This window comes from Micromonospora coxensis (genome assembly GCF_900090295.1).
GTDB lineage: Bacteria > Actinomycetota > Actinomycetes > Mycobacteriales > Micromonosporaceae > Micromonospora > Micromonospora coxensis.
Genome location: NZ_LT607753.1, coordinates 1,310,760 through 1,334,064, shown reverse-complemented (window position 1 = coordinate 1,334,064; position 23,305 = coordinate 1,310,760). Strand labels below are relative to the sequence as shown.

26 protein-coding genes and 1 pseudogene are annotated in these 23,305 nt (G+C 73.4%); 21 read left to right on the top strand and 6 right to left on the bottom strand.

Annotated features, from left to right (window positions below; all coding sequences use genetic code 11):
- Positions 1-85 precede the first annotated feature (85 nt).
- The 3 genes and pseudogenes from GA0070614_RS05895 to GA0070614_RS30480 all read left to right on the top strand — a co-directional run.
- Complete coding sequence (locus GA0070614_RS05895) at positions 86-1,030, top strand: hypothetical protein (protein WP_088975002.1); 945 nt, start codon at positions 86-88, stop codon at positions 1,028-1,030.
- A 12-nt stretch (positions 1,031-1,042) separates the two neighbouring features.
- Entirely contained in the window at positions 1,043-1,228 is a 186-nt protein-coding gene (locus GA0070614_RS30485; RefSeq protein ID WP_172892378.1) for a hypothetical protein, read from the top strand.
- A pseudogene (locus tag GA0070614_RS30480) lies at positions 1,225-1,446 on the top strand (HAD domain-containing protein); the annotation flags it as partial. The gene GA0070614_RS30485 and the pseudogene GA0070614_RS30480, both read left to right, overlap by 4 nt.
- 101 nt (positions 1,447-1,547) lie before the next feature.
- Here the strand turns inward: GA0070614_RS30480 and GA0070614_RS05885 are convergent.
- Positions 1,548-2,612 (bottom strand): oxidoreductase, encoded by a 1,065-nt coding sequence (locus tag GA0070614_RS05885; RefSeq protein WP_088975001.1) that lies wholly within the window; start codon positions 2,610-2,612, stop codon positions 1,548-1,550.
- Between the two features lie 61 nt (positions 2,613-2,673).
- Here GA0070614_RS05885 and GA0070614_RS05880 point away from each other — a divergent pair, with 61 nt between their 5' ends.
- Positions 2,674-3,015, top strand: a complete 342-nt coding sequence (locus GA0070614_RS05880) for a MerR family transcriptional regulator (protein ID WP_088975000.1) — start codon at positions 2,674-2,676, stop codon at positions 3,013-3,015.
- A gap of 147 nt (positions 3,016-3,162) precedes the next feature.
- Here GA0070614_RS05880 and GA0070614_RS30995 read toward each other — a convergent pair whose 3' ends face one another.
- On the bottom strand, positions 3,163-3,699 hold the full coding sequence (locus GA0070614_RS30995; protein ID WP_231933553.1) for a DUF6745 domain-containing protein: 537 nt from the start codon (positions 3,697-3,699) through the stop codon (positions 3,163-3,165).
- Between the two features lie 544 nt (positions 3,700-4,243).
- On the opposite strand from GA0070614_RS30995, the gene GA0070614_RS31395 reads away from it, so the two are divergent.
- The 12 genes from GA0070614_RS31395 to GA0070614_RS05820 are packed head-to-tail and all read left to right on the top strand — an operon-like array spanning position 4,244 to position 16,211.
- Positions 4,244-4,375: a hypothetical protein gene (locus GA0070614_RS31395; protein ID WP_269459472.1), complete on the top strand. Its 132-nt coding sequence runs from the start codon at positions 4,244-4,246 to the stop codon at positions 4,373-4,375.
- 50 nt (positions 4,376-4,425) lie between these two features.
- The gene (locus GA0070614_RS05870; protein ID WP_088974998.1) at positions 4,426-5,700 is read left to right on the top strand and encodes an ATP-grasp domain-containing protein; all 1,275 of its coding nucleotides are present in this window, start codon (positions 4,426-4,428) and stop codon (positions 5,698-5,700) included.
- On the top strand, positions 5,697-6,524 hold the full coding sequence (locus GA0070614_RS05865) for a Rossmann-like domain-containing protein (RefSeq protein ID WP_088974997.1): 828 nt from the start codon (positions 5,697-5,699) through the stop codon (positions 6,522-6,524). Before GA0070614_RS05870 ends, GA0070614_RS05865 begins: the two co-directional genes overlap by 4 nt.
- Positions 6,521-7,639: a PLP-dependent cysteine synthase family protein gene (locus GA0070614_RS05860; protein ID WP_088974996.1), complete on the top strand. Its 1,119-nt coding sequence runs from the start codon at positions 6,521-6,523 to the stop codon at positions 7,637-7,639. Before GA0070614_RS05865 ends, GA0070614_RS05860 begins: the two co-directional genes overlap by 4 nt.
- A complete protein-coding gene (locus GA0070614_RS05855) occupies positions 7,630-8,679 on the top strand; it encodes a dipeptide epimerase (protein ID WP_088979251.1) in 1,050 nt (349 codons plus the stop codon). The genes GA0070614_RS05860 and GA0070614_RS05855 overlap by 10 nt, the downstream gene beginning before the upstream one ends.
- On the top strand, positions 8,676-9,917 hold the full coding sequence (locus tag GA0070614_RS05850; protein ID WP_088974995.1) for an MFS transporter: 1,242 nt from the start codon (positions 8,676-8,678) through the stop codon (positions 9,915-9,917). The genes GA0070614_RS05855 and GA0070614_RS05850 overlap by 4 nt, the downstream gene beginning before the upstream one ends.
- Positions 9,914-10,732, top strand: a complete 819-nt coding sequence (locus GA0070614_RS05845; RefSeq protein WP_088974994.1) for a class I SAM-dependent methyltransferase — start codon at positions 9,914-9,916, stop codon at positions 10,730-10,732. Before GA0070614_RS05850 ends, GA0070614_RS05845 begins: the two co-directional genes overlap by 4 nt.
- A gap of 32 nt (positions 10,733-10,764) precedes the next feature.
- Positions 10,765-12,333 carry an ABC transporter substrate-binding protein gene (locus GA0070614_RS05840; RefSeq protein ID WP_088974993.1) on the top strand — a complete coding sequence of 523 codons (1,569 nt, stop codon included), beginning with the start codon at positions 10,765-10,767 and terminating at the stop codon, positions 12,331-12,333.
- Complete coding sequence (locus GA0070614_RS05835) at positions 12,330-13,280, top strand: ABC transporter permease (protein WP_197701427.1); 951 nt, start codon at positions 12,330-12,332, stop codon at positions 13,278-13,280. Before GA0070614_RS05840 ends, GA0070614_RS05835 begins: the two co-directional genes overlap by 4 nt.
- A complete protein-coding gene (locus GA0070614_RS05830; protein ID WP_088974991.1) occupies positions 13,277-14,092 on the top strand; it encodes an ABC transporter permease in 816 nt (271 codons plus the stop codon). The genes GA0070614_RS05835 and GA0070614_RS05830 overlap by 4 nt, the downstream gene beginning before the upstream one ends.
- Positions 14,089-15,657, top strand: a complete 1,569-nt coding sequence (locus GA0070614_RS05825; RefSeq protein WP_231933552.1) for an ABC transporter ATP-binding protein — start codon at positions 14,089-14,091, stop codon at positions 15,655-15,657. The genes GA0070614_RS05830 and GA0070614_RS05825 overlap by 4 nt, the downstream gene beginning before the upstream one ends.
- Positions 15,654-16,211, top strand: coding sequence for a GNAT family N-acetyltransferase (locus tag GA0070614_RS05820; protein ID WP_231933551.1), 558 nt, complete (start codon positions 15,654-15,656; stop codon positions 16,209-16,211). Before GA0070614_RS05825 ends, GA0070614_RS05820 begins: the two co-directional genes overlap by 4 nt.
- 130 nt (positions 16,212-16,341) lie before the next feature.
- Here the strand turns inward: GA0070614_RS05820 and GA0070614_RS05815 are convergent, their stop codons facing one another.
- Positions 16,342-16,785, bottom strand: a complete 444-nt coding sequence (locus GA0070614_RS05815) for a DUF6223 family protein (protein ID WP_088974990.1) — start codon at positions 16,783-16,785, stop codon at positions 16,342-16,344.
- Positions 16,786-17,015: 230 nt separating this feature from the next.
- Between GA0070614_RS05815 and GA0070614_RS05810 the strand changes: the two genes are divergently transcribed.
- Positions 17,016-18,146 (top strand): sensor histidine kinase, encoded by a 1,131-nt coding sequence (locus GA0070614_RS05810; RefSeq protein ID WP_088974989.1) that lies wholly within the window; start codon positions 17,016-17,018, stop codon positions 18,144-18,146.
- The gene (locus GA0070614_RS05805; protein WP_088974988.1) at positions 18,143-18,805 is read left to right on the top strand and encodes a response regulator; all 663 of its coding nucleotides are present in this window, start codon (positions 18,143-18,145) and stop codon (positions 18,803-18,805) included. Before GA0070614_RS05810 ends, GA0070614_RS05805 begins: the two co-directional genes overlap by 4 nt.
- 55 nt (positions 18,806-18,860) lie before the next feature.
- Here the strand turns inward: GA0070614_RS05805 and GA0070614_RS05800 are convergent, their stop codons facing one another.
- Positions 18,861-19,760, bottom strand: a complete 900-nt coding sequence (locus tag GA0070614_RS05800) for a bile acid:sodium symporter family protein (protein ID WP_088974987.1) — start codon at positions 19,758-19,760, stop codon at positions 18,861-18,863.
- Positions 19,761-20,154: 394 nt separating this feature from the next.
- Positions 20,155-20,328: a hypothetical protein gene (locus tag GA0070614_RS30130; protein ID WP_157744948.1), complete on the bottom strand. Its 174-nt coding sequence runs from the start codon at positions 20,326-20,328 to the stop codon at positions 20,155-20,157.
- Here GA0070614_RS30130 and GA0070614_RS05795 point away from each other — a divergent pair.
- On the top strand, positions 20,327-20,746 hold the full coding sequence (locus GA0070614_RS05795; protein WP_088974986.1) for a hypothetical protein: 420 nt from the start codon (positions 20,327-20,329) through the stop codon (positions 20,744-20,746). The genes GA0070614_RS30130 and GA0070614_RS05795 overlap by 2 nt on opposite strands.
- 273 nt (positions 20,747-21,019) lie before the next feature.
- On the opposite strand, the gene GA0070614_RS05790 is transcribed toward GA0070614_RS05795, so the two are convergent.
- Positions 21,020-21,541: a helix-turn-helix domain-containing protein gene (locus GA0070614_RS05790; protein ID WP_231933550.1), complete on the bottom strand. Its 522-nt coding sequence runs from the start codon at positions 21,539-21,541 to the stop codon at positions 21,020-21,022.
- Positions 21,542-22,031: 490 nt separating this feature from the next.
- Between GA0070614_RS05790 and GA0070614_RS05785 the strand changes: the two genes are divergently transcribed.
- Both GA0070614_RS05785 and GA0070614_RS05780 read left to right on the top strand, forming a co-directional pair.
- A complete protein-coding gene (locus GA0070614_RS05785; protein ID WP_088974985.1) occupies positions 22,032-22,277 on the top strand; it encodes a hypothetical protein in 246 nt (81 codons plus the stop codon).
- Between the two features lie 85 nt (positions 22,278-22,362).
- Positions 22,363-23,301 (top strand): LLM class F420-dependent oxidoreductase, encoded by a 939-nt coding sequence (locus tag GA0070614_RS05780; RefSeq protein ID WP_088979247.1) that lies wholly within the window; start codon positions 22,363-22,365, stop codon positions 23,299-23,301.
- The last annotated feature ends 4 nt before the right edge of the window (positions 23,302-23,305 follow it).

Here is a 23,305-nt window from a genome sequence, read left to right as displayed (position 1 = left end):
GAGGACAGGTCGGTGGCGCAGAGGATGACGCACCGTCGGCCACGACCCACTGTGCGATTCGTACCGTCGCCTCTATCCTTGCGCGGTGCCGTACGCCGATCTCAGCTTCGAGCAGTGGAACGACCTGTCGGACGGCGTTGCCCGTCGGCTGGCGCAGGACATCGCCGACCGACACGACCTTACTGTCGTGGGCCTGCGGGACACGGCGTACGCGGGGCGGTCGCATCGGGTGGCGCTGTTCGACCGTGGCGGCATGCGGTTCGCTCTCGTACCCGGCGGCCGGCCGATGCTCGGCTACGACGCGGCCCGGTTCCGGCCCGCTGCCGAGCAGGCCGCCAGCTATGCGGACAGCGCCGACGAGTACGGTCTTCCACCGCTGCTGGAGCACGTCGAGGCCATGACGTCACCGGTACGCAGCGTCGAGATGCCTGCGATGCTCGTCGCGGTGCAGGCGTTCGATCCGTGCGAGATTGTGCTGGCGCCGGAGGACCCTCGGGTACTCGAACTGGTCGCCTCGGTCGGGGACCGGCTTCGCGGGGTGAGCACACTCCAATCTGGTGGTGGGCTGACGGTCGAGTTCGACCAGACCGGGCGGGTGGTGCGGGCTGCAGCGACCGGGGAGGTCTCCTACGACGAGGCGATGGCCGCGCTGGCGAGCGTTGGCTTGCGGACGGCTACTGCGGATGAGTGGGAGTGGGCGTGTGGAGCCGGTGTGACCACCCTGTTCCGCTGGGGCGACGACTGCCCCGGCGACGGGTACCCATCCGACTACCCGACCGGTCGGCACGCGCAGGAGAACCTGTGGGGGTTGGCGATCGGGCAGGATCCCTACCGGCATGAGGTGACGACCGAGCGAACCGTCGTGTGTGGCGGCGATGGCGGTAGCGCCACCTGCGGCGGCAGTGGATTCTTCCTGGGCTGGCTCACCCTGGCGACCGCCTACCGCGACCAGGAGTTCGGGCAGTGGCTCGCCTCAGACGACGGCTACGCCGACGAGATCCTGACCCGGCCCGTCATGGAGCTGAGCTGAGGAGCACCCGACATGGAGGACCGGACCCGCGAGCTCCTCGACGCCGCCGTACGCGAACAGCTCGATGCTCATGGGCGGGTCCTGCCGCCGCCGCGTGACTGGCTGGACCGGGTCGCACACCAGCTCTGGCCGGAGGTGGACTTCGGCGAGGCGGGCGTCCGCCGACTCGCCGAGCACGGCATCGGTGCTGCACGGTGACGGACCGTCCGCTGCTGTTTCTCGACGTGGACGGGACGCTTCGGCCCTTCGCCTTCCGTGCCGGGCCGGTGGGCGATGACGCCAACCCTCTGCTGGCAGGTCTCGACGCCCAACACGGCCGCCGGCTTGCTGCGTTGCCCTGCGATCTCGTCTGGGCCACGACCTGGATGGCCGAGGCGAACGAGGTGCTCGCACCACGCTTCGGGCTACCTCAGCTGAGCCTGTACGCCGTCCTCCGGCAACTGCGGTACCTGCTCGCGGCCCGGCTCGGCCGCTGACCCCGCCGCCACCCACTCACCCCCACCTGGCCGAGGCGCCACTAGAAGTACGTGTCCTCGTCGGCCTTGCGGTAGTCGTGGATCTCGTCGAGCCGGCCGGCTGCGGCGAGGGTCACCCATGCCGGGTTGCCGAGCAGGATGCGTCCGAGAGCGACGAGGTCGAACTCGCCGGCGTCGAGCCGCTGGAGCAGGTTGCGTAGCGCGGGGGAGCCGAGGAAGTCGCGGGTCAGGCCGATCGAGCCGACGGTGATGGACGGCAGGCCGGTGAGGTGCTTCGCCCAGCCGGCCAGGTTGCGCGGCGAGCCGGGGAACGCGGGGTCGGCGACGTTGCGCTGGGAGGCGTGCAGCACGTCGGCGCCGGCTGCCGCGAAGGCATCGAGGATCACCGCCAGCTCGGCAGGCGACTCGGCGATCCGGGCGGCGTAGTCCCGCTCCTTGAACTGGGAGAGCCGTACGATGACCGGCATCTCGGCGGGGACCGCCGTGCGGACCGCCCGGATCACCTCCGCCGGGAACGCCGCGCGTCCGGCGGGTGACCCGCCGAAACGGTCGGTGCGGCGGTTGGTGTACGGCCAGAGGAACTCGTCGAGCAGATAGCCGTGCGCGGCGTGGATCTCCACGGCGTCGAATCCGGCCCGTACCGCCACACCGGCGGCCTCGGCGTACGCGGCGAGGAGGACGTCGACGTCGGCGAGGGTCATCGCGTGGCTGTTGCCGGGCACGCCGGACGGGGTCCACGCCGGGATCCCGTCCACCGGCTGGCGTGCGCTGCCGAGATGCCAGAGCTGCGCGGCGATCCGGCCGCCGACGGCGTGCACCTCGTCGGTCACCCGCCGCCAGCCGCTCTCCGCCGGCCCGGCGGTCATTCGCGGCACGCTCGTCTCGTGGCCGGCGCTGGGATGACCGACGAGCACCCCCTCGCTGATGACCAGACCGATGCCGTTGTCGGCCCGGCGCCGGTAGTAGGCAGCGACCTCGGGCGTCGGCACACCACCGGGCGAACGGAACCGGGTCATCGGTGCCATCACGAAACGGGTGTTCAGCGGCAGGCCGGCAAGCGTCGTCGGCTCGAGCAGGGAACCCAGCGGGGTCGTCGTCGCGGTCATGTCGGTACGCTAAAACCTGACATTGACGTCAAGGGCAAGTCCTGTGACGAGGGAGACATCGATGCGCATCGGCGACCTGGCGGCGGTGACCGGCGCAAGTGCCCGATCACTGCGCTACTACGAGGAGCAGGGGCTGCTCGCGAGCGAGCGCAGCGCCGGTGGTCAACGGCACTATCCCGATTCGGCGGTCGAGCGCGTCACGCTCATCCAGTCCCTGCTCGCCGCCGGTCTGTCCAGCAGCACCATCCGCGACGTGTTGCCGTGCATCACCGAGGAGGCGATCCGTACGCCCTGGCTGGCCGAGCGGTTGCGCGCGGAGCTGAGCCGGGTCGAGGACCAGATCGACTCTCTGCACCGCACCCGCACCGTCCTGGCCGGCCTGGTCGAGCACTACACCGTCTGACATCACCGACGCCCTCGACAGCGGTGGAACGCGCGCCGGTCAGTACCCCCACCGGCTCGGGGTGGGGCTGCCCTGCGGGGCTCCGCTTGGCGGTTGCAGTGTGGAGCGGGCCGGCCGGGACGGTGTCCGTCCCGGCCGGCGGTCAGCTCACCTGTGCAGGAGTGGTTGCCAGCCGTCGCGGTGGCGCAGGCCGCGAGGGTGCAGTCGGATCTGGTCGTGCGCAGTTCCGGAGACCGCCTCGGTTCGGATCGCCTCGGGTCGGTCCACCACGACGCAGACCTCCTCGCCGGGCCACCACCAGCCGCAGGAGCGGGCCAGGCCGGCCCAGGCGTCGAGGTGTGCGGCCTCGTCCGGCCCGTACCGGGCGAGGCCGAGTCGGTGCAGCACGTCGTAGTAGGCGATCCATGACGCGTCCTGCTGCCCGTACCAGCACACGGGTACCGGGCCGTCGTCCGCGAGCGCCGCACGCACGGGTAGGTAGTACCCGTGCGCGAGGCTCCGGTGCAACGCCGTGCGTACGCCCTGGTGCAGCACGACAGCGAGCGGAACGCCGCTGTCGAGCGCCTGCGGCGGCGGCAGTTCGGGCCATGGTTGCCTGGTCCTGCTCGTCCGCAGGGGTGACAGTTCGGGATCGGTGTGGGTGACGCCCGCGCTCAGCGCGCCGCGGAGCTGAGAGGCGGTCATGGCGATATCGCTCGCCAGCGGCGGCTTCCCACGCGGCCGGGGATCCCGGATGCGTTCGTGGAGTTGGTCGAGGGTGGGCCAGCCGGTGATCAGGGGCCGCGCCCTGTCCGGCGAGTCGACCCATGCGAAGCGGGGGCGCGGCCGTGATGCCCGGGCGTAGATGGCGGTCAGGCAGCGCTCGGCCGTCGACCGGTCAGCCGGCTGCGTGGACAGGGCGTGGCCGAGCCATTCCTGGCGGATCCGGACGGCCTGCTGCCACAGCTCGTGAGAGTCGCCGCTACGAACGGCGGTTGGTGATGTCGCGGCGTCGTCGCGCCGCGTGGGCGCGCTCACCGCGCCAGGGCGTCGCCGCCCTTCCGGTACGAGATCATGGAGCGAATATGGCCCACGACGCGGCACCGGCGCAAGGCGGTTCTGCACGTGCAGCGTCCAATCGGCGGCACGGCAGGGCCGACGCGTACGGCTCGCGTTGTCTCCGCTGGGCCTGCTGCGCGACGAGGTCGTACCCGGCAGCGAACTGTCGCCGGAAGGTGCCCGGAACAGTGTGACGCTCGCGATCGACGTCGACGATCACGATGGCGACGCCGGCGCCGAGGCCGCGCCGGAGCGGCCCACCGCCGGCGAGGCTCCGACCAGTCGGATGTGGCGGGAGTATCGGCCTGGTCATCCAAAATGAAAACCGTTACCATCACCGGGTCCGGTCGTCGCAGGGAGCGGGAGTCGCCGATGGCGCACGTGTTGGTGGTCGAGAGTTGGGTGGGCGCCATGAGCGGCCTGCTGCCGAGGGCCATCCGAGAAGCCGGCCATCGCTTCTCCTTCCTGACCCGCGACCTGCACCACTACCTCCGCAGCGCGCCGACGGACAGGCCACACCCGCTACTGGCGGCCGAGAACGTGTTGACGACCGAGACCAACGACCTGCCGGGACTCATGTCCTTCGTGGAGGACGTTCATCGGGTGCTGCGCTTCGACGGGGTGGTCACCTCCTGCGACTACTACCTGGGCACGGCCGCCCGGCTGGCCGCGCACCTGGGCCTACCCGGCGCCGCACCGGAGGCGGTGGAGTGCGCGTACCGCAAGGACCTGGCCCGCGCCGCGATGCGCCGGGCCGGCGTTCCGCAGCCGGCATTCGCGGTGACCGAGGACTGGGCCGCCACCAGTAACGCGGCCGACGGCATCGGATACCCACTGGTGGTCAAACCCGTCGACCTCTGCGCCGGGATGTACGTCCGCCGGGTGCGCGACCGGGCCGAACTGCGGGCGGCGTACGACGCACTGGCCGGCTTCCCGGTCAACGCCCGACGCCAGCCGAGGACGCCGCTGGTGCTGCTGGAGGAACTGCTGGACGGGCCGGAAGTGAGTGTGGAGACGGCCACCGTGGACGGTGTCACCACGGTGATCGGGGTGACGGACAAGAGCCTGGCCGGCACCTCAGGATTCGTGGAGAGCGGGCACATGTTCCCCGCGCCCCTCGACCCCGACCTCGCCCGTGCCGTCGGCGCGACGGCCACCGCCGCCCTGGCCGCGGTCGGGCTCGACCACGGCGTGGCCCACACCGAGCTGCGGCTGACCCCGGACGGCCCCCGGGTGGTGGAGGTCAACCCCCGGCCCGCAGGCAACCAGATCACCGAACTGGTCCGCCGGGTCACCGGCATCGACCTGCCGATGGGGTACGCGCAACTGGCGCTCGGCGAGCGGCCCGACCTGACCCCGACCGACACCGGGGTACGCAGCGCGGCGATCGCGTTCCTGCTTCCTCCGCGCCCCGGCACGGTCACCGGGATCACCGGCACCGAGGCGGTGGTCGCCGAGCCCCGGGTGGTGGACTGGGCGGTGAAGCCGGCCGGACACCGGGCCGGGGAGGCCAGCAGCAACAACCACTACCTGGGTCACGTCATGGTCGTCGACCCTGCGGGGGCCGGCGCCCGGTCGCTGGCGGACCGGCTGGTCGCCGGCCTGCGGGTCGGGTACGCCGAGGAGCCCGCCGGAGTGCCGGCATGACCGGCCCGACGACCCGACCGGAGTACCGGTCGTTCGACGCGCTGGTCACCGACGTGCGCGACGGTCGGGTCGGCCCCGATCCGGCACAGCAGCAGGTCACCGTCGGCTTCGTCACCCGTCAGGGGGCCCGGCACGTCACCCGGGGCCGGGGCTACCGCAACCATGTGCTCAGCCTGCGGGTCGGGGCGGCGGTCGGCTCCTGCGCCGTCGAGCCGGACGAACTGCCCGACGACGTCGCCTACGCCTGCGTCGGCCGGTCGGTGGCGGAGCTGCTGACCCATCCGGCGCTGCCGGTACGGGTCGCGGCGCTGGACGCGTACCTGCTCACGGTCCGGCCGCACCTCGACGCGGCCGACGCGGTGCTGACCGTGCCCGCCGGTACCTCGCTGGCGAAGTCGACCGCCCGCGCGGCGGCCGTCGTGGACCTGCTGCCCTGCGCACCCGGGCAGACGGTACTGGTGGTCGGGGTGGTCAACTCACTGCTGGAGCAGCTGCGCCGACGCGGTCTGCGCTACCTGCCCTGCGACTACGCGGGCGGCCGGACCGAGTGGGACGAGGACTGCCTGCCCGACGCGCAGGCGCTGCTCGGCGCGGCCGACGCGATCCTGGCCTCCGGGATGACCCTGGGCAACGGCAGTTTCGCGCCGCTGCTGGCGCACGCGGCGGCCACCGGTACCCCGCTGGTGATGTTCGCCCAGACCGGCAGCGGGGTGCTGCCCTGGTTCGTCGGCTCGGGCGTGACCGCGGTGTCCGCCGAGCCGTACCCGTTCTTCTGGCTCGACGGCGGCCCGACGCCGCTCTACCGGTACCGGGCGACGCCGTGACTGCCCCGCAGCTGCTGGACCTGGTCGGACACACTCCGGTGCTGTTCGTGGACACCCCGCTGCCGCACCCGCACGGCGGGTTCTGGGCGAAGGTGGAGTGCCTCAGCCCCGGTGGGATGAAGGCGCGCGCGGCGGTGTCCATGCTCACCGGAGCCCGGATGCGGGGCGAGTTGCGGCCGGGCGCCCCGGTGGTCGAGTCGACCAGCGGCACTCTCGGCATCGGACTGGCCTTCGCCGGGCAGGCCCTCGGGCACCCGGTGGTCCTGGTCGTCGACGGTGAGCTGGAACCGTCGATGCGGACCCTGCTGCGCGCGTACGGGGCCCGGCTGGAGGTGGTGGACCGACCACACCCGGTGGGCGGCTGGCAGCAGGCCCGCCTCGACCGGGTCGCCGAGGTCCGGGCCGGCCTGCCCGGGTCGTACTGGCCGGACCAGTACGACAACCCGGACAACGCCGCCGGCTACACCGGGCTGGCCGCCGAGATCGCCGAGCAGGTCGACGCGGTCGACGTGCTGGTGTGCAGCGTGGGCACCGGCGGGCACAGCGCCGGACTGGCCCGGGCCCTACGGAGGTACTGGCCGGCGCTGCGCCTGGTCGGGGTGGACACCGTCGGCTCCACCATCTTCGGCCAGCCGGCCCGTGCCCGGCTGATGCGCGGCCTGGGCAGCAGCATCCATCCCCGCAACGTCGACCACCGGGCGTTCGACGAGGTGCACTGGGTGGGTCCGGTCGAGGCGGTGGAGAGCTGCCGGCGCCTGGCGACCGGCACCTTCGTCACCGGCGGGTGGAGCACCGGCGCGGTGGCCCGGGTGGCCGCCTGGACGGCCCGTACCGAGCCGGGCGCCCGGGTGCTGACCGTCTTCCCCGACGGACCCCACCGCTACCTCGACTCCATCTTCGACGACGACTACTGCGCCCGGCACGGGCTGCTCGGCCCGGCCCACGGGCATCCGGTGGAGATCCACCACCCGCAGGCGGTGGAGGCGACCCGGTGGAGCCGCTGCCGCGTCGTCGTCGACCCGGTCGGTCCGGCCGGGCGGCGCGCGACCACGGCGAGCGGGACGGCGCCGGGCACGGCCGCACCGGGCATGGCACGGGTGCCGGCATGGAACTGACCTGGCGGTCGTACCCGCTCGTGCTGCGCGAGCCACTGAGGATCTCCCGGTCCAGCATGGCCGGACGTGACGCGGTGCAGGTCACCGTCGACCACGACGGGACGAGCGGCCACGGCGAGCTGGTGACCAGCACCTACCAGCGGCTGGACCTGACCACCGCGGTCACCGCACTGGCCGGCGTCGCCGGCCGGATCGCCGACTACCCCGACCCGGAGACACTCCTCGCGGACCCGTCCACGCCGGCCGGCGCGGTGCCGCCCGGGGTGCGGGCCGCGCTGGACGCCGCCGTGCACGACCTCGTCGCACGGCGGGCCGGCGTACCGGTGCACCGACTGCTCGGGCTGCCCGACGGCACCCCGGTCGGCACGGCGTACACCCTCGGGCTGGTCCCGCCCGACGCGGCGGCCGCGACCGCGCGGCGGCTGGTCGCGGCCGGTTTCACCACGCTGAAGGTCAAGGCCGGCGACGCGGACGACCTGGACCGGGTCGCGGCGGTACGGGCCGCCGCCCCGCGGGCCCGGCTGCTGCTGGACCCCAACGGCGGCTGGAGCGCCGAGCAGACCCTCCGGCTGCTGGAGGCGATGACGGCACACCGCGTCGACGCCGTCGAACAGCCGGTGCCACCCGGCGACCCGGATCGGCTGGCCTGGATCGCGGCCCGAACCCCGGTGCCGGTCGTCGCCGACGAGGACGCCGCCACCGTCAGCGACGTGCGCCGGCTGGCCGGAGCGGTGGCCGGGGTCAACATCAAGCTCGCCAAGTGCGGCGGGATCACCGCCGCCCGGGAGATCATCGACGTCGCCACCGGGTACGACATGGACGTCATGCTCGGCTGCCTGGTCACCAGCTCCCTCGGCATCGCCCCCGCCGTACACCTGACAGGGCGGGCCCGCTGGGTCGACCTCGACGGGCACCTGCTGCTGGCCGACGACCCGTGGACCGGCCTCGGCGGTCACGACGGGACCCTGCGACTGGCCGGCACGCCGGGGCTCGGGGTCACCCCGACCGGTGCCGGTGACCCGGCGGGGGCGCCCCGATGAGCGCCACCTGGGCGACGCTGCGCAGCTTCCCGCTGCCGGTGCGGCTGCTGGTGGTCAACCAACTCGGCGTCAACATCGGCTTCTACATGCTGCTGCCCTACCTCGCCGGGTACCTCGCCGACGAGGTGGGTCTCTCCGCCGCCCTGATCGGGCTGGTGCTCGGGGTACGCAACCTCAGCCAGCAGGGCATGTTCCTGATCGGTGGGTCCGCCGCCGACCGGCTCGGTGCCCGGGGTGTCATCATCGCCGGCTGTGCGCTGCGTACCGTCGGTTTCGCGGTGTTCGCCCTCGGGGTGTCCCTGCCGGCGCTGCTCGTCGCGTCGGTGCTGTCCGGGCTGGCCGGGGCACTGTTCAACCCGGCTGTCCGCGCCTACCTCGCCCAGGCCGCCCCCGACCGGCGGTCCGAGGCGTTCGCCCTGTTCAACGTGTTCGCCAGCGCCGGCGCACTGCTCGGCCCGCTGGTCGGCAGCGCGCTGCTGCTGGTCGACTTCACCGCCGCCGCGTGGGGCGCCGCTGCGGTCTTCGCGGCACTGACCGTCGCGCAGGCTCTCGTCCTGCCCCCGCAGCCGGTGGTGCGCAGCGGACAGACCCTCGGCCGGGACTGGCGGGAGTGCCTCACCGACCGCCGGTTCCTCGTCTTCACCCTCGCGCTGAGCGCGATGTTCGCCCTGCAGAACCAGCTCTACCTCGTCCTGCCGGTCCAGGCCGGCCACGCCACCGGGTCACCCGTGGCGGTGGCCGCCCTGTTCGTGGCGTCGACGGTGGTGACCCTGGCCGGGCAGATCCCGCTGACCCGGTGGTTGTCCGGCCGGACGGCCCGGGGCACCGCGATCACGGTCGGGATGGCGGTCATGGGCGGCGCTTTCCTGCTGCCGCTGCTCCCGGCCGGCACCGGGCCGGTCGGGCTGCTGCCCGTCCTCGGCGCGGCCGTGCTGCTCGCCGTCGGGGTGATGATCGCCCAGCCGTTCGTCCTGGAACTGGTCCCCGGCTTCGCCCGCGAGGGCCTGACCGGCACCTACTTCGGCCTGTTCTACCTGGTCTCCGGAGTGGTCGCGGCGACGGCCACCACGGCGGTCGGCCGGGCCATGGGCGACGCCGACGGCGCCGGGGTACCGGCCGGCGCCTGGCTGCTCTGCGCGGCGCTCGGCCTGGCCTCGGCGGCAGCGGTCCGGCTGCTGCACCGCCGGCACCGGCTCGGTCCCCGACCGGTGCCCGTCGACGCGGAGGCGCCCGCATGACCGACCCGGTCGTGGCCACGGCCAACCTGCTCACCGACAACCCTGAACTGTACGAGGCGCAGTTCCCGGACCCGCATCATGCGGCGGCGACCTTCGTCGACGACCTGGTACGGCGATTCGCCCCGCAGGGCGACCCGGGACGGCGGCTGCTCGACGTCGGCTGCGGTACCGGCCGGGACGCCGGCCACCTGGCCCGGATCGGGTACGCGGCGACCGGACTGGACAGCTCCGCCCGGATGCTGGCCCATGCCCGCCGACACCACCGGCAGGTCCGGTTCGTGGCCACCGACATGCGCGACTTCGACCTCGGCACCCGTTTCGACGTCGTCACCTGCCTGGACAGCGCGATGCTGTACTGCCACCGCAACGCGGACCTGGTCGCGTTCCTGGACCGCTGCCACGCCCACCTCGTGCCGGGCGGGCTGCTGGTCGCCGAGATGCGCAACGGCGCGTACTTCCTGGGCAACACCGACCTGCTGGACGCCCCGCGCACCCGCACGGTCAGCTGGCGCGGCGTCCCCTACACCTCACGGACCCGGTTCTGGATCGACCACGCCGCGCAACTGCTGTGCCGGGAACGGGTCTGGACCTGGCCGGACGGCGGGCAGCCGCTGGTGCAGAACTCCGCCTGGCGGCTGCTGTTCCCCCTGGAACTGCGGCACCTGCTCGACGCCGCCGGGTTCGACGTGCTCGCCCTGTTCGACCTGCCCGGGCCGCGTACCCAACCGCCGTGGCAGCCGGACGCCGAGCTGTCCACCACGCTCTCCGGCGACCGCCTGCACCTGGTCGCCCGCCGCCGCAACGACGCGGCCTGAACCACGCACCCCCTCGGAAGGACGAGCCACGCATGACCCCCATTCCGACCGGCGCCACACCCGGACTGAGCCGCCGCGGCCTGCTCGGCGGCGCCGCCGCGCTCTCCGCGGTGCTGCTCACCGGCTGTGGTACCGACAACGCACCGGCCACCGCCCCGACCGGGCAGCCCAGGCGCGGCGGCCGGCTGCGGGCCGCGTTCGCCGGTGGCGGCGCCAACGAGACCCTCGACCCGCACCTGGCGAACCTCTTCGTCGAGGCGTCCCGGGCCAAGGCCATGTACGACAAGCTCGCCGACTACGGCCCGGACGTGTCGATCCGGCCGCGCCTGGCGCAGCGCTGGGAACCCCACGCCGACCTCACCCGGTGGCGGGTCCACCTGCGCGAGGCCACCTTCCACGACGGTCGCCCGGTGCGCGCTGCCGACGTGCTGGCCAGCTACGCCCGGATCACCGACCCGAAACGCGCGTTCCGGGCCAAGGCCAGCCTGGCGATGATCGACCTGCGGGCCAGCCGGGCGGTCGACGACCGCACCGTCGAGTTCGCCCTGACCCGCCCGTTCGCCGAGTTCGGCAACCTGCTCGCCGCGTTCGGCGCCTACATCGTGCCCGAGGACACGGAGACCTTCGACCGGCCGGTCGGCTCCGGCGCGTTCGTCTTCGACTCCTTCCAGCCGGGTCGGTCGCTGCTGCTCAGGCGCAACCCCGACCACTGGGACGGAGCGGCGTACCTCGACGAGCTGGAGTACCTGATCAGCAACGACGAGTCGGCGCGGATCAACGCCCTGCTCGGCGGGCAGGTGGAGTACGCACACGACATCACCCCCACCACCGCCCGTACCCACGCCGGTGACGGACGGGTCGCCATCACCCGGATGGCGAACAGCACCATGCAGGGCTTCACCATGAAGGTCGACCGGCCGCCGTTCGACAACCGGGACCTGCGCGAGGCGATGTTCCTGCTCACCGACCGGCGGCAGCTCGTCGACACGGTCCTCTCCGGCGCCGGTCAGGTCGGCAACGACCTCTACGGCAAGGGCTACCAGTACTACGCCGGGGACATCCCGCAACGCACCCCGGACCTCGACCGGGCCCGCTTCCTCATCGACCGGGCCGGCGCGAAGGGGCTGCGGATCACCCTGGACACCGCCGCCGTGGCCAGCGGATTCGTCGAGGCGGCCACCGTCCTCGCCGACCAGGCCCGGCAGGTCGGCCTCACCGTCGTACCGACCACCGGCAACAAGGACACCTACTGGAAGGACATCCTGACCAACGGCGTGCTGGCCTGCTACCGCTCCGGGGCCATGCCGATCGAGACGCACATCTCCCAGCGGCTGCTGACCAACTCCACCACCAACGCCACCCGCTGGGCCCGCCCCGAATTCGACGCGCTCTACGCCAAGGCGGTGTCCAGCCCCGACGAGGCGGCCCGCCGGCAGGCGTACGACGACATGCAGCGGATGCTGCACGCCGAGGGTGGCTTCCTGATCTGGGGGTTCGCCGACTTCCTGGTCGCCACCGGCCCGAACGTCGGCGGGGTCTCCGCCGACGCCCCCGCCAACACCCTGGACTGGGCCCGCTTCGACAAGGTCTGGCTGGGGTGAGTCTGCCCCGCTACGCCGCCGGGCGGCTACTGCTCGGCGTCGGGCAGGTCGCCGGTGTCGCCACCGCCGTGTTCGTCCTCACCGAGGCGTTGCCCGGGGACGCGGCGGTGGTGATCGCCGGCGACCAGCCCGATCCGGCGCGCATCGCGCTCATCCGGGCCCGGCTCGAACTCGACCGACCCGCCGGGGAACGCTACCTGGACTGGCTGGTCGACCTGCTGCACGGCGACCTGGGTGTCTCGCTGGTCTCGCAACGGCCGGTGATCGAGGTGCTGGCCGCCACCGCCGCACCGACGGTGCTGCTGGCCGCGGCGACCCTGCTGCTGCTCGTCCCCCTCGCCGTCGGGATGGGCATGCTGGCGGCACGCCGCGAGGGCGGCCGGCTCGACCGGTCTCTGTCCGCGGTGGCGGTGGGCCTCTACGCGGTACCCGAGTTCGCGCTGGCCGTCCTGCTCGCTGCCCTGTTCGGCGTACACCTCGGCTGGTTCCCGCCCACCGCCGTCGGTACCGACGGCGACCTGCTGGCCCAGCCGGCGGTGCTGGTGCTGCCGCTGCTGGTGCTGCTGGCCCGACCGATCTGCTCGATCAGCCGGCTCACCCGGGCCGGCATGGTCGACGCGGTCCGCTCCGCGTACGTCGCCCACGCCCGCCGGCTGGGCATCCCGGCCCGCCGACGGTGGCTGGCGCACGCGCTGCCGAACGCCCTCGCCCCGGTGGTGCAGCAGCTCGCCCGCACCACCGACTGGCTGCTCGGCGGGGTGATCGTGGTCGAGGCGGTGTTCGTCATTCCCGGCCTCGGCACCGCCCTGGTCGATGCGGTGACCGCCCGGGACGTGCCCACCGTGCAGGGCCTCTGCGTGCTGGTCGCGGTCACCACCGTGACCGTCAACCTGGCCGCCGACCTGGTGGCGTTCCGGCTCGCCCCCGGCACGGCCGGTGTCCGGTGAACCGCGGGCTGCGAACCGCCGCCGGGGCGGTCCTGCTCGGCGGACCGCTGCTGCTCGCCCTGGCCGGGCCGCTGCTGGTGGACGGCCCGGCCGGGCACGGGCGACCGTTCGACCCGGCCGGCCCGCTCGGCACCGACTTCGTCGGCCGGGACGTCGTCGACCAGCTGCTCCTCGGCGGACGGTCCGTGGTGCTGGTCGCGCTCACCGCTACCGCGCTGGCGTACCTGGTCGGCGTACCGGTGGGACTGCTGGCCGCGACGACCCGGCACCGCCTGGTCGACGAGCTGCTGATGCGGCCACTGGACCTGCTGCTGGCCGTACCGTCCCTGCTGCTGCTCATTCTCGTCGCGGCCACCGCGCCACGCGGCCCGGCCACCCTGACGATGATCGTCGCGTTGATCGCCCTGCCCGAGATCGCCCGGGTCACTCGGGCCGCCGCGCTGCCGCTGGCGCACGGCACGGTGACGGAGGCCATGCGGCTGTACCGGGAAACCTGGTGGCGGCGGGCCATCGGCTACGTCACCGTCGGCATCCGTCGGGTGCTGCTCGCCGACGCCGGGGTCCGGTTCATCGGCGCCCTTTACCTGGTGGCCACCGCCAGCTTCCTAGGCGTGGGGGTGGCACCCGACGCATCCGACTGGGCGGTGATGGTGGACCGCAACCGCACCGGCATGTTCCTGCAACCCTGGGCGGTCGTCGTACCGGCCGCGTTGATCGTGGCCATGGCCGTCGGCGTCAACCTGGTCGCCGACCAGATGTTGGCCGGCCGGCGGTCCACCGTCGACCGGGATCCGGCGGAGGTGCTGCGGTGAGTCCTGCACTGGTCCGCGTCACCGGGCTCGGCGCCCGCACCGACGACGCGAAACTCCTGGTCGACGACGTGTCGTTCGCCGTGGCGGCCGGGCAGGTCCTGGCCGTCATCGGGGCGTCCGGCAGCGGCAAGACCACCACCGGCCGCGCCCTGCTGGGCGAGACCGGGCCGGGGGTGAGGCTCACCGGCCGGATCGAGATCGCGGACCAGCCGGTCACCCCGGACACCCCACCGCCACCCGGCACCGTCGCCTACGTACCCCAGCAGCCCGCCGCCGTGCTCAACCCGGTCCGCCGGATCGGGGCGGTGCTCCGCGAGATCGCCCACCGGCACGCCGCCCCGGGCGCGAGCGGCCGGGCGCAGCTCCGCCGGGCCGTGGCCGACGCACTCGCCCGGGTGGGCCTGCCGAACGGGCGGGAGTTGCTGCGCCGCTTCCCGCACCAGCTCTCCGGCGGACAGCAGCAACGTCTCGTCCTCGCCCACGCGCTGCTGTGCCGGGCCCGGCTGCTGATCGCCGACGAACCCACCACCGGGCAGGACAACCTGAACCGGGTCGACATCGCCACCGAGCTGCGCGGCCTCGCCACGGCCGGCCTGGCCGTCGTGCTGCTCAGCCACGACCTGGACCTGGTACGCCTGGTCGCCGACCGCACCCTGGTCCTGGCGCACGGGACGGTACGCGCCACCGGCCCCACCGCCGAGGTCCTCGCCCTGCACCGGCCGCCCGCCACGGTCGTCGACGACCGACCGGCGGACGGTGACCCACCCGACCGGGACCGGCCCCCGGTGCTGCGGGTCACCGGACTGGTGGCCCGGCACCGCGACGGCACCCGCCGGCACACCGTCCTGCACGGGATCGACGCCGGCCTCACCGCCGGGCGGTGCCTCGCCGTGGTCGGCCGGTCCGGCAGTGGCAAGACCACCCTGGCCCGCTGCATCGCCGGCCTGCACCGGCCGGCCGGCGGTACCGTCGAGCTGGACGGGCGGAGGCTGGCGGCGAGCCTCGACCGGCGCAGCCGGGCCGACCTCGCCGCCGTGCAGTACGTCTTCCAGGACCCCCGGGCGAGTTTCCACCCGTACCGGCCGCTGCTCGACCAGGTGGCCCGGGTCGCGGTACGGCTGCGTGCCCTGGAGACGGCGACGGCCCGTCAGGCAGCGCAGGCCGTCCTCACCCGGGTCGGCCTCACCGGGGAGTTCACCGGCCGCCACCCCGAGCGGCTCTCCGGCGGGGAACTGCAACGCGCCGCGCTGGCCCGCGCCCTGCTGGCCCGGCCCCGGCTGCTGATCTGCGACGAGATCACCTCCGGGCTCGACGTCGGAACCCAGGACCGCATCCTCGACCTCGTCGGGCAGTTACGCCGGACGGAGGAGTTGACCCTGGTCGTGATCAGTCACGACCGGGAGGTCGTGGCCCGGCTCGCCGACCACGTCGTCGTCCTCGACCAGGGCCGGATCGTCGAGCACGGCACGGCTGCGGACCTGCTCACCGCCGGTCGGCAACCGCTGACCCGCGCCCTGCTGCGCCCCACCGACCACCTGATCACGAGAGCGAGCGAACCACTGTGACCGGACACCTCGTCGGCGACTACACCGTGCGGCAGGCCACGCCCCGGCACCTCGCCGGTGCCCGCAGCGTCATGCTCGACACCTTCTACCACGACTTCGGCCACGGCTACCGCCCACAGTGGCATGCCGACGTGATCGACCTGGCCGGCACCTACCTACGGCCGGCCCGTCACGCGCTGTTCGTCGCCACCCTCGCGGACGAGGTGGTCGGCACCACTGCCGTGCGGGCGGCGGCACCGAAGAGCCCACCGCATCCGCGGTTCCTGGTCGACCGGTACCCGCCGGAGAGCACCGCCCAGTTGTTCCGGGTGTACGTCCGGCCGGCGCACCGGCGCCGGGGACTGGCCCGGGCGCTGGTGGACCTCGCCACCGAGTTCGTCGCCGCGCAGCCCGGCTACCGGGCGCTGTACCTGCACACCGACACCCGGATCGAGGGCGCCGAAGGGTTCTGGCGGTCGGTGGCCGTGCCCGTCCACGACGCCCGCGACGGGTGCCCGGACACCCACCAGACGGTGCACTTCGAGATCCCGCTGCCGGTGTGCCCGCGCCGATGACGACCCGCTGCCCGCCCGCGTGCCCGTCGACGTGGTGGCGCCGCCCGTGGCGATCGGCCACGGGCAGCGCCCGACGTCCGCCCCGGCACATGCGGACGAGGCGGGACCACGCCGGGTGTGGTCGACCCGGTCAGCCGGTGCGCCGGGAGCGGGTCAGGGCCAGCCCGCCGAGGGCCACGGCGACCACCCCCACCACCAGGGCCACGTACGCCCCACCGCGCCCGTTGCCGGTCCCGATTCCGCTGTCGGACGTGACCACGACCAGCCCGCCGAGAGCCAGGCCGACCAGTCCCGCCGCCAGCGCCAGGTACGCCCCGCCGCGCCCGGTGCCGGTGCCGACCCGGCTGGTGGGGCGGGCCAGCGCCAGCCCGGCGACGATCACGCCGGCCAGCCCCAGCACGGCGGCCACGCTCGACCCCAGTCGTCCGGCGCTCATGGTGTAGGCGTCGGCGGCGATCGGCCGGGCCGCTACGTGCGCCGCCGCCGGCGCGGCGAGCCCGAGCCCGCCGAGCAGGGCGGCGGCGCCGGCGGTGAGCACCAGCCGGACCGCCGTCCGGGTTACTGACGAACTCATGTCGCTCTCCTCTGTGGTGCGTCTCGTTCCGGAGGTGTGGCTGCCGTCTGATCATGTCGCCGGGCGCGCCGCCGGTCGTCCTGCACAGGGAGGCAGTTCGCGCTGCCGTGGGTGGCGTATCCGACTGCCGCGGACGTCGCAGACGGCGGGGTGCTACCGCGTCCGTGGTAGGCGGTGGCTCGTCTGCGAGGAGGAGTCGCCCACCGGCGGGATCCGGTTAGGGTGCGCGGGTGGGCACAGGACGGTCCGGCGTTCCGGCCGGTGTGGTGGACGCGGCGATCGCCGTCGGCGTGGCGGCGGCGCTGCTGCTCGCCGGGCTGACCGGGAGCCGGCCGGCCACGGACGCCGATCCGCTCGGCTACGCGCTGCTGGTCGCCGGTGGCCTGGCGCTGGCCGCGCGCCGGCGGGCGCCCGTACCCGTCCTGGCCGTCACCGGGCTCTGCGCGGTGGGCCACCAGGCGGTCGGTGTCGACGTGCCGGCCGTCGCGTTCCTGTTCGCCGTGTACGCCGCGGTGCGGGCCGGCCATCGTGCCGTCACGGTGGTGGCGGCGGTGCTGATGCTGGCCGCTCTTCCGCTCGCCGCCCTCGCCCTGCCGCAGGACCTGTCGGTGGGGGAGGCGTTCGCGCGGGCCCGGGGGGCCCTGGAACTGGCGTGGCTGGTCGCTGCCGGCGCCGCGGGTGAAGCGCTGCGGCAGGCCGAGCGGCGTGCGGACGAGGCCGAGCGCACCCGGGAGGAGACCGCGCTGCGGCGCGCCGACGAGGAGCGGCTGCACATCGCGCGGGAGCTGCACGACTCGCTCACCCACCAGATCTCGGTCATCACCGTGCAGGCCGGGGTGGCCGTCCACCTGGCCCGCAAGCGGGGGGAGCGGGTGCCGGACGCCCTGCTGGCCATCCAGGAGGCCGGTCGTGAGGCGAGCCGGGAACTGCGCGCGACCCTGGAGGCGTTGCGCGACGACGACCGGACGCCGCCGCGCGGGCTCGCCCACGTCCCGGAGCTGGTGCGGCGGGCCCGGCTGGCCGGCCTGGACGCGACGTTGACGATCGAGGGACGACGACAGGACGTGCCGGCGGCGGTGGACCGGACCGCCTACCGGATCGTGCAGGAGTCGCTGACCAACGTCGCCCGGCACGCCCGCGCCGGCACGGCGTCGGTCCTGATCGACTACCGCCCGGACGTCCTGGCCATCCGGGTCGACGACGACGGCCGGGCCACGCCGGACAGCGCCGCGCCGCCCGGCGTCGGGCTGCTCGGAATGCGCGAACGGGTCACCGCCCTCGGCGGCCGGCTGCGCGCGGAGCCCCGGGACGAGGGTGGCTTCACGGTACGCGCCGAACTCCCCGTGGCCGGGACGTCGTGATCCGCGTCCTGCTGGTCGACGACCAACCGCTGCTGCGCAGCGGGTTCCGGGCGCTCCTCGACGTCGAGGACGACATCGAGGTGGTGGCCGAGGCCGCCGACGGGGAGCAGGGGCTCGCGCTCGTCCGGGAGCACCTGCCCGACGTCGCCCTCGTCGACATCCAGATGCCGGTGATGGACGGCATCGAGGCGACCCGGCGCATCGCCGCGGACCCGGCCCTGGCCGGGGTGCACGTGGTCGTGCTGACCAACTACGGCTTCGACGAGTACGTCTTCCACGCGTTGCGCGCCGGGGCGGCCGGGTTCCTGGTCAAGGACATCGAACCGGAGGACCTCCTGCACGCCGTACGGGTCGCCGCGCGCGGTGACGCCCTGCTCGCGCCGTCGATCACCCGTAAGCTGATCGAGCGGTACGTCGCCGAGCCGCTCCACCGGGCGGCCGACACGGTCCTGGACGGGCTGACCAACCGGGAACGCGAGGCCGTCGCCCTGGTCGCGCGGGGCCTGTCCAACGACGAGATCGCCGACCACATGGTGATCAGCCCGCTGACCGCGAAGACCCACGTCAACCGGGCCATGGTCAAGCTGCGTGCCCGGGACCGGGCCCAGCTCGTGGTGCTGGCGTACGAGTCGGGCCTGACCGTCCCCGGTCGCCGCTGAGAGACCGAGGTGTGCTGCGGTCGTCGCGTCGCCGGCCGGACGGCAGCAGCTCGGGTCATGCCGTCCGGGCCGGTGGACGCGTGGCCCCGACCCGGCCGCCGCCCCGGCGTACCGAGAGCAGGCCGACGACGCCGGCGGTGAAGAACATCAGGGTGCCGTAGATGGCTGCCGGCATGGCGATGTCGCTGTTGTCGAGCAGGGCCGGGCTGAGCGCGATCGTGATGGCCAGGGTGGCGTTGTGGATGCCGATCTCGAACGACGACGCGACGGCCTCCGGGTGCCCGACGCGCAGCAGGCGCGGAGCGGCGTACCCGATGGCCAGGCTGATCAGGTTGAACAGCAGCGCGACGAGGCCGACCGCGCCGACGGTCGCGGCGAGCTCGTCCTTGATGCCGATCACCGCGCCGGTGAGCACCACGACGAGCACCACGATGGACAGCACCTTCACCGGTCGCTGCATCCGCGCGGCGAACCTCGGACGATGCCGGCGGACCGTCATGCCGACGGCGATCGGGACGAGGACCAGGGCGAACACCTGGAGCACCTTGTCGAACTGCAGGCCGATGGCGCTGTCCGAACCGATGAACGCGGCGATGGACAGGTTGACGATCAGCGGCAGCGTGAACAGGGCGAGCACCGAGTTGATGGCGGTCAGGGTGATGTTGAGCGCGACGTTGCCGCCGAACAGGTGGCTGTAGAGGTTGGCGGTGCTGCCGCCGGGGGAGGCGGCGAGCAGCATCATGCCGACCGCCAGTTCCGGCCGCAGGTCGGCGACGAGCACCAGGCCCAGGCAGACGGCCGGCAGCACCAGCATCTGACAGACCAGGGCGACGACCACGGCCCGGGGATAGGTGGCGACACGACGGAAGTCGTCCACCGTGAGGGTGAGCCCCAGGCCGAGCATGACGATGCCCAGGGCGACGGGGAAGAGCACGAGCGACACGTCGGAGCTCATGGCGGCGGGCCTCCTGGTCGCGCGACACGAGGGACCACCGGATCGTCACACCAGGAGGGTGCGCCGGCCATCTCGCGGCGTGCGCTGCCCGGCGTCGCCGCCCGGGACGCCGCCACGGGCAGCCGCCGAACGCCGGTCGGCGGCGCTCGGATCAATGCCGGGGCGGGCCGGAACGGACCGCCGACCGACCATCGGTCCGTCGGGACGCCGACAGCGCAACTGCCGGAGAGCGGACGCCGAAGCCGTTGCCCGGCACCCTCAGGGCACGGAGAGCGCAGTGATGAAGACCAGAGCACGGCGACCCACCCTCCGTGCCGGGGTGACCGTCGTCGCCGTGGGCCGTCACCGGGGCCGCGACCACCGTCGTCTTCGGCACGCCCGGCCAGCCGACCACCTACCGCAACGAGACCCGGTGCGCCACTGTCGTCCGCCGGCTGCTGACCCACGCCTTCGCGTGGGCGACCCCGACCTTCTTCAGCAGCGAGTTCGGCGCGCAGTTCCCGAACAACGCCGCCTTCCACGACGCTCTGCCGCCGACCGTGACCGGACCGACGACATCCCCGGGCATGCGCGCCTTCGACCTGGCGTTCCGGCCCTACATGACCCTGTACCCGGGCGACGTCATGGCCATCAGGTACATCGGCGCGAGCGACGGCGAGAGTGGACACACGGCGGTCATCGGCCCGGGAAGCCGGCTGTCCGACGACAGCCACCCCGGCCACCGGGAGTGGGCGATCTCCCTGCTCGACAGCACCGCCAGCCCGCACGGCAATCCGGCCAACCCGCGCGGCTACCCGGACAGCCGCTTCTACTACGACACCGGCGCCCAGAAGTGGGCGGAGGCGAACGGCGCCGGCTGGATGTTCGTCCGCACCAGCCGCGCCACCGGCCGGATCGTCGCGCACCGGTGGAGTCTGAGCTCCCCGACCTGGTACGACATGAACACCCGTCCGATCGTCATCGGTCGGGTCGACCCGTACACGTAGGGCCCGCCGGCCGGTGACGTGTCCACTGCCGGCAGCGCCCGGGTCCAGGTCGGGTCGGCGACGTCGCGCCGGACGGTGGCCGGGCCGGCCTGTCCGGTCGCCCGGGGGTGACCGCGGTCGCGGGGCGCTTCCCGGGACGCGTCCGATGCCGATCGCCGACGTCCCCTGGCGGGGGCAGGCGCCCGTCGAGGTGCCGGGACCACACCCGAGTGCGAGGCGCGGATGCCGCCGTCGACGTGTCGATCGTCGGCGGTATCCGGGCCCCGTGCCGGGTCAGTTCGTGCCGCTCTCCGGATCGGCCGATTCGACGATGTAGCCGCGACCCCAGGCGGTACGGATGACGAGCCCGAGCGGCGTGATCCGGCGGCGCAGCCGCATGATGTGCAGATCGAGGGAGTTGCGGCTGGAGAGCTGGTCGCCGCCGGCGAGTTCGTCGCAGAGCGCCTCCCGGGCCACGAGCAGCCCGAAGTTGCGGATCAGCACCTCCATCACGGCTGCCTCACCCCGTGACAGGGCGACCGACTGGCTGCGGAAGGTGAGGACACCGTCCATGTTGACCTGCGGGATCTGATGCGAGCCGGCGCGTGCCAGCAGCGCCCTGGCCCGCAGGCTGAGATCTTCCCGGGGCGCCGGGACGCGTACCCAGTCCTCCCGCGGGTCGGTGCACATCGGCGGCGTCGTGCCGGTCGCCACGATGAGCAGGCGCAATCGTCCTGAGTTCCGGCACAGTTCCCGCCGTGCCGATTCTTCCGGCCAACGGATGATTTCCACATCGTGGATGCTGCGGTTGAACATGTTCCCCCCGGATCACCCTTCGCGAGTGCTGTCGTCGGCGTGGTGCGAACTGCAGCGGGGGGACCGGGGTGATGGGCATAGCGGATGCGGAACGCCGGCTGCGTGATGCAAGGTGCCCCCCGCGAGCCATTTCGAGTGGCAAGCGCCAATATTTTATGGCTTGTTACGGCGCTGAGAAGCCTTGGAGATCGGGACCGTTCAGCACGAACCCGGCTTGACGCGGATCGTCGTGTGCGGTATCTCCCACCGGGCGTCGCCGGCCTGTTCCCGGCGGTAGCCCCGGCCGGGATCGCGTGCGCCACGCCGCCACCGATCCGCGCCCGGCGTGAAAGAAACGAGAAGGAATCCGCCTCCACCGTGGAGCACGCTCGTAGAATCGCGACGTCCCGGACCAGGGGCGACGATTCCGTCCCGTCGGTCCTCCCCGGCAGACACCCGCGCCCGGGTCGTCGGGCGGCAGCGCGACGCCCGGTGCGGATCGGAGCAGGCCGTGCAGCATCTCCACGACGAGTCCGCCCAGGCCGTGCCGAGCCGGGCCGACCGGATGTCGTACTCGGCGGACGTGAACTGGGAGGCGATGCTCTCCGACATGAATCACCTCGCGCGGATGCCGCAGCGGGGCGACCGGTCGGTGGCCGTCGGCGGCTCCCGCGCGCTGTCGGGATCCGCCGTGCTGGCCTGCCTCTCGATTCTGGTCACCGTCGGTGTCGTGGTGTCCCTGATGGTTGTCGGGTAGCGCCGGAACAGGCTCGCCGAGCCCGCCGAAAGATGCCGGAAAGATTTACGACGGCCGCTGCGAGGGCTCGTCTACCGTGACCGCCATGGAATTGAGGATCTTCACCGAGCCTCAGGAAGGCGCGTCGCACGAGGATCTGCTCCGCATCGCGAAGCGCGCCGAGGACGCCGGTTTTCCCGCCTTCTTCCGCTCCGACCACCTGATGACCACCGGGTCCGGCGCCGGCCTGCCCGGCCCCAGCGACGCCTGGACCACCCTCGCCGCCCTGGCGCGGGAGACCTCCCGCATCCGCCTGGGCACGCTGATGACCGCCGCCACCTTCCGGCACCCCGGCGCCCTGGCCGTCATCGTGGCCCAGGTCGACCAGATGTCGGGAGGTCGGGTCGAGTTCGGCCTCGGCGCGGCCTGGTTCGAGGGCGAGCACCAGGCCACCGGCATCCCGTTCCCGCCGCTCGGCGAGCGGTTCGACCGCCTGACCGAGCAGCTCGAACTGATCACCGGGTACTGGGCCACCCCGGTGGGGGAGACGTACTCGTACACCGGCCGGTGCTACCAGCTGACCGACTCGCCGGCGCTGCCGAAGCCGGCGCAGAGCCCCCGCCCGCCGATCATCATCGGTGGCAAGGGCGTCAAGCGGACCCCGGCCCTGGCCGCGCGCTTCGCCGACGAGTTCAACGTGTCGCTGCGCGACATCCCGACCTGCGCGGCGCAGTTCGAGCGGGTCGACGCCGCCTGCCACCGGCTCGGCCGCGATCCCGCCGAGATCGTCCGGTCGGTCGCCCAGACGGTCTGCGTCGGCCGGGACGACGCCGAGGTGGGCCGCCGCGCCGAGGCCATCGGCCGTGACCCCGCCGACCTGCGGGCCAACGGCATCGCCGGCACCCCCGCCGAGGTCGTCGACCGGATCGGGCAGTGGCAGCAGAAGACCGGCGTCGAGCGGATCTACCTCCAACTGCTCGACCTGTCCGACGAGGCGCACGTCGACCTGATCGCCGACCAGGTGGTGCCCCAGCTCGCGCGATGACGGC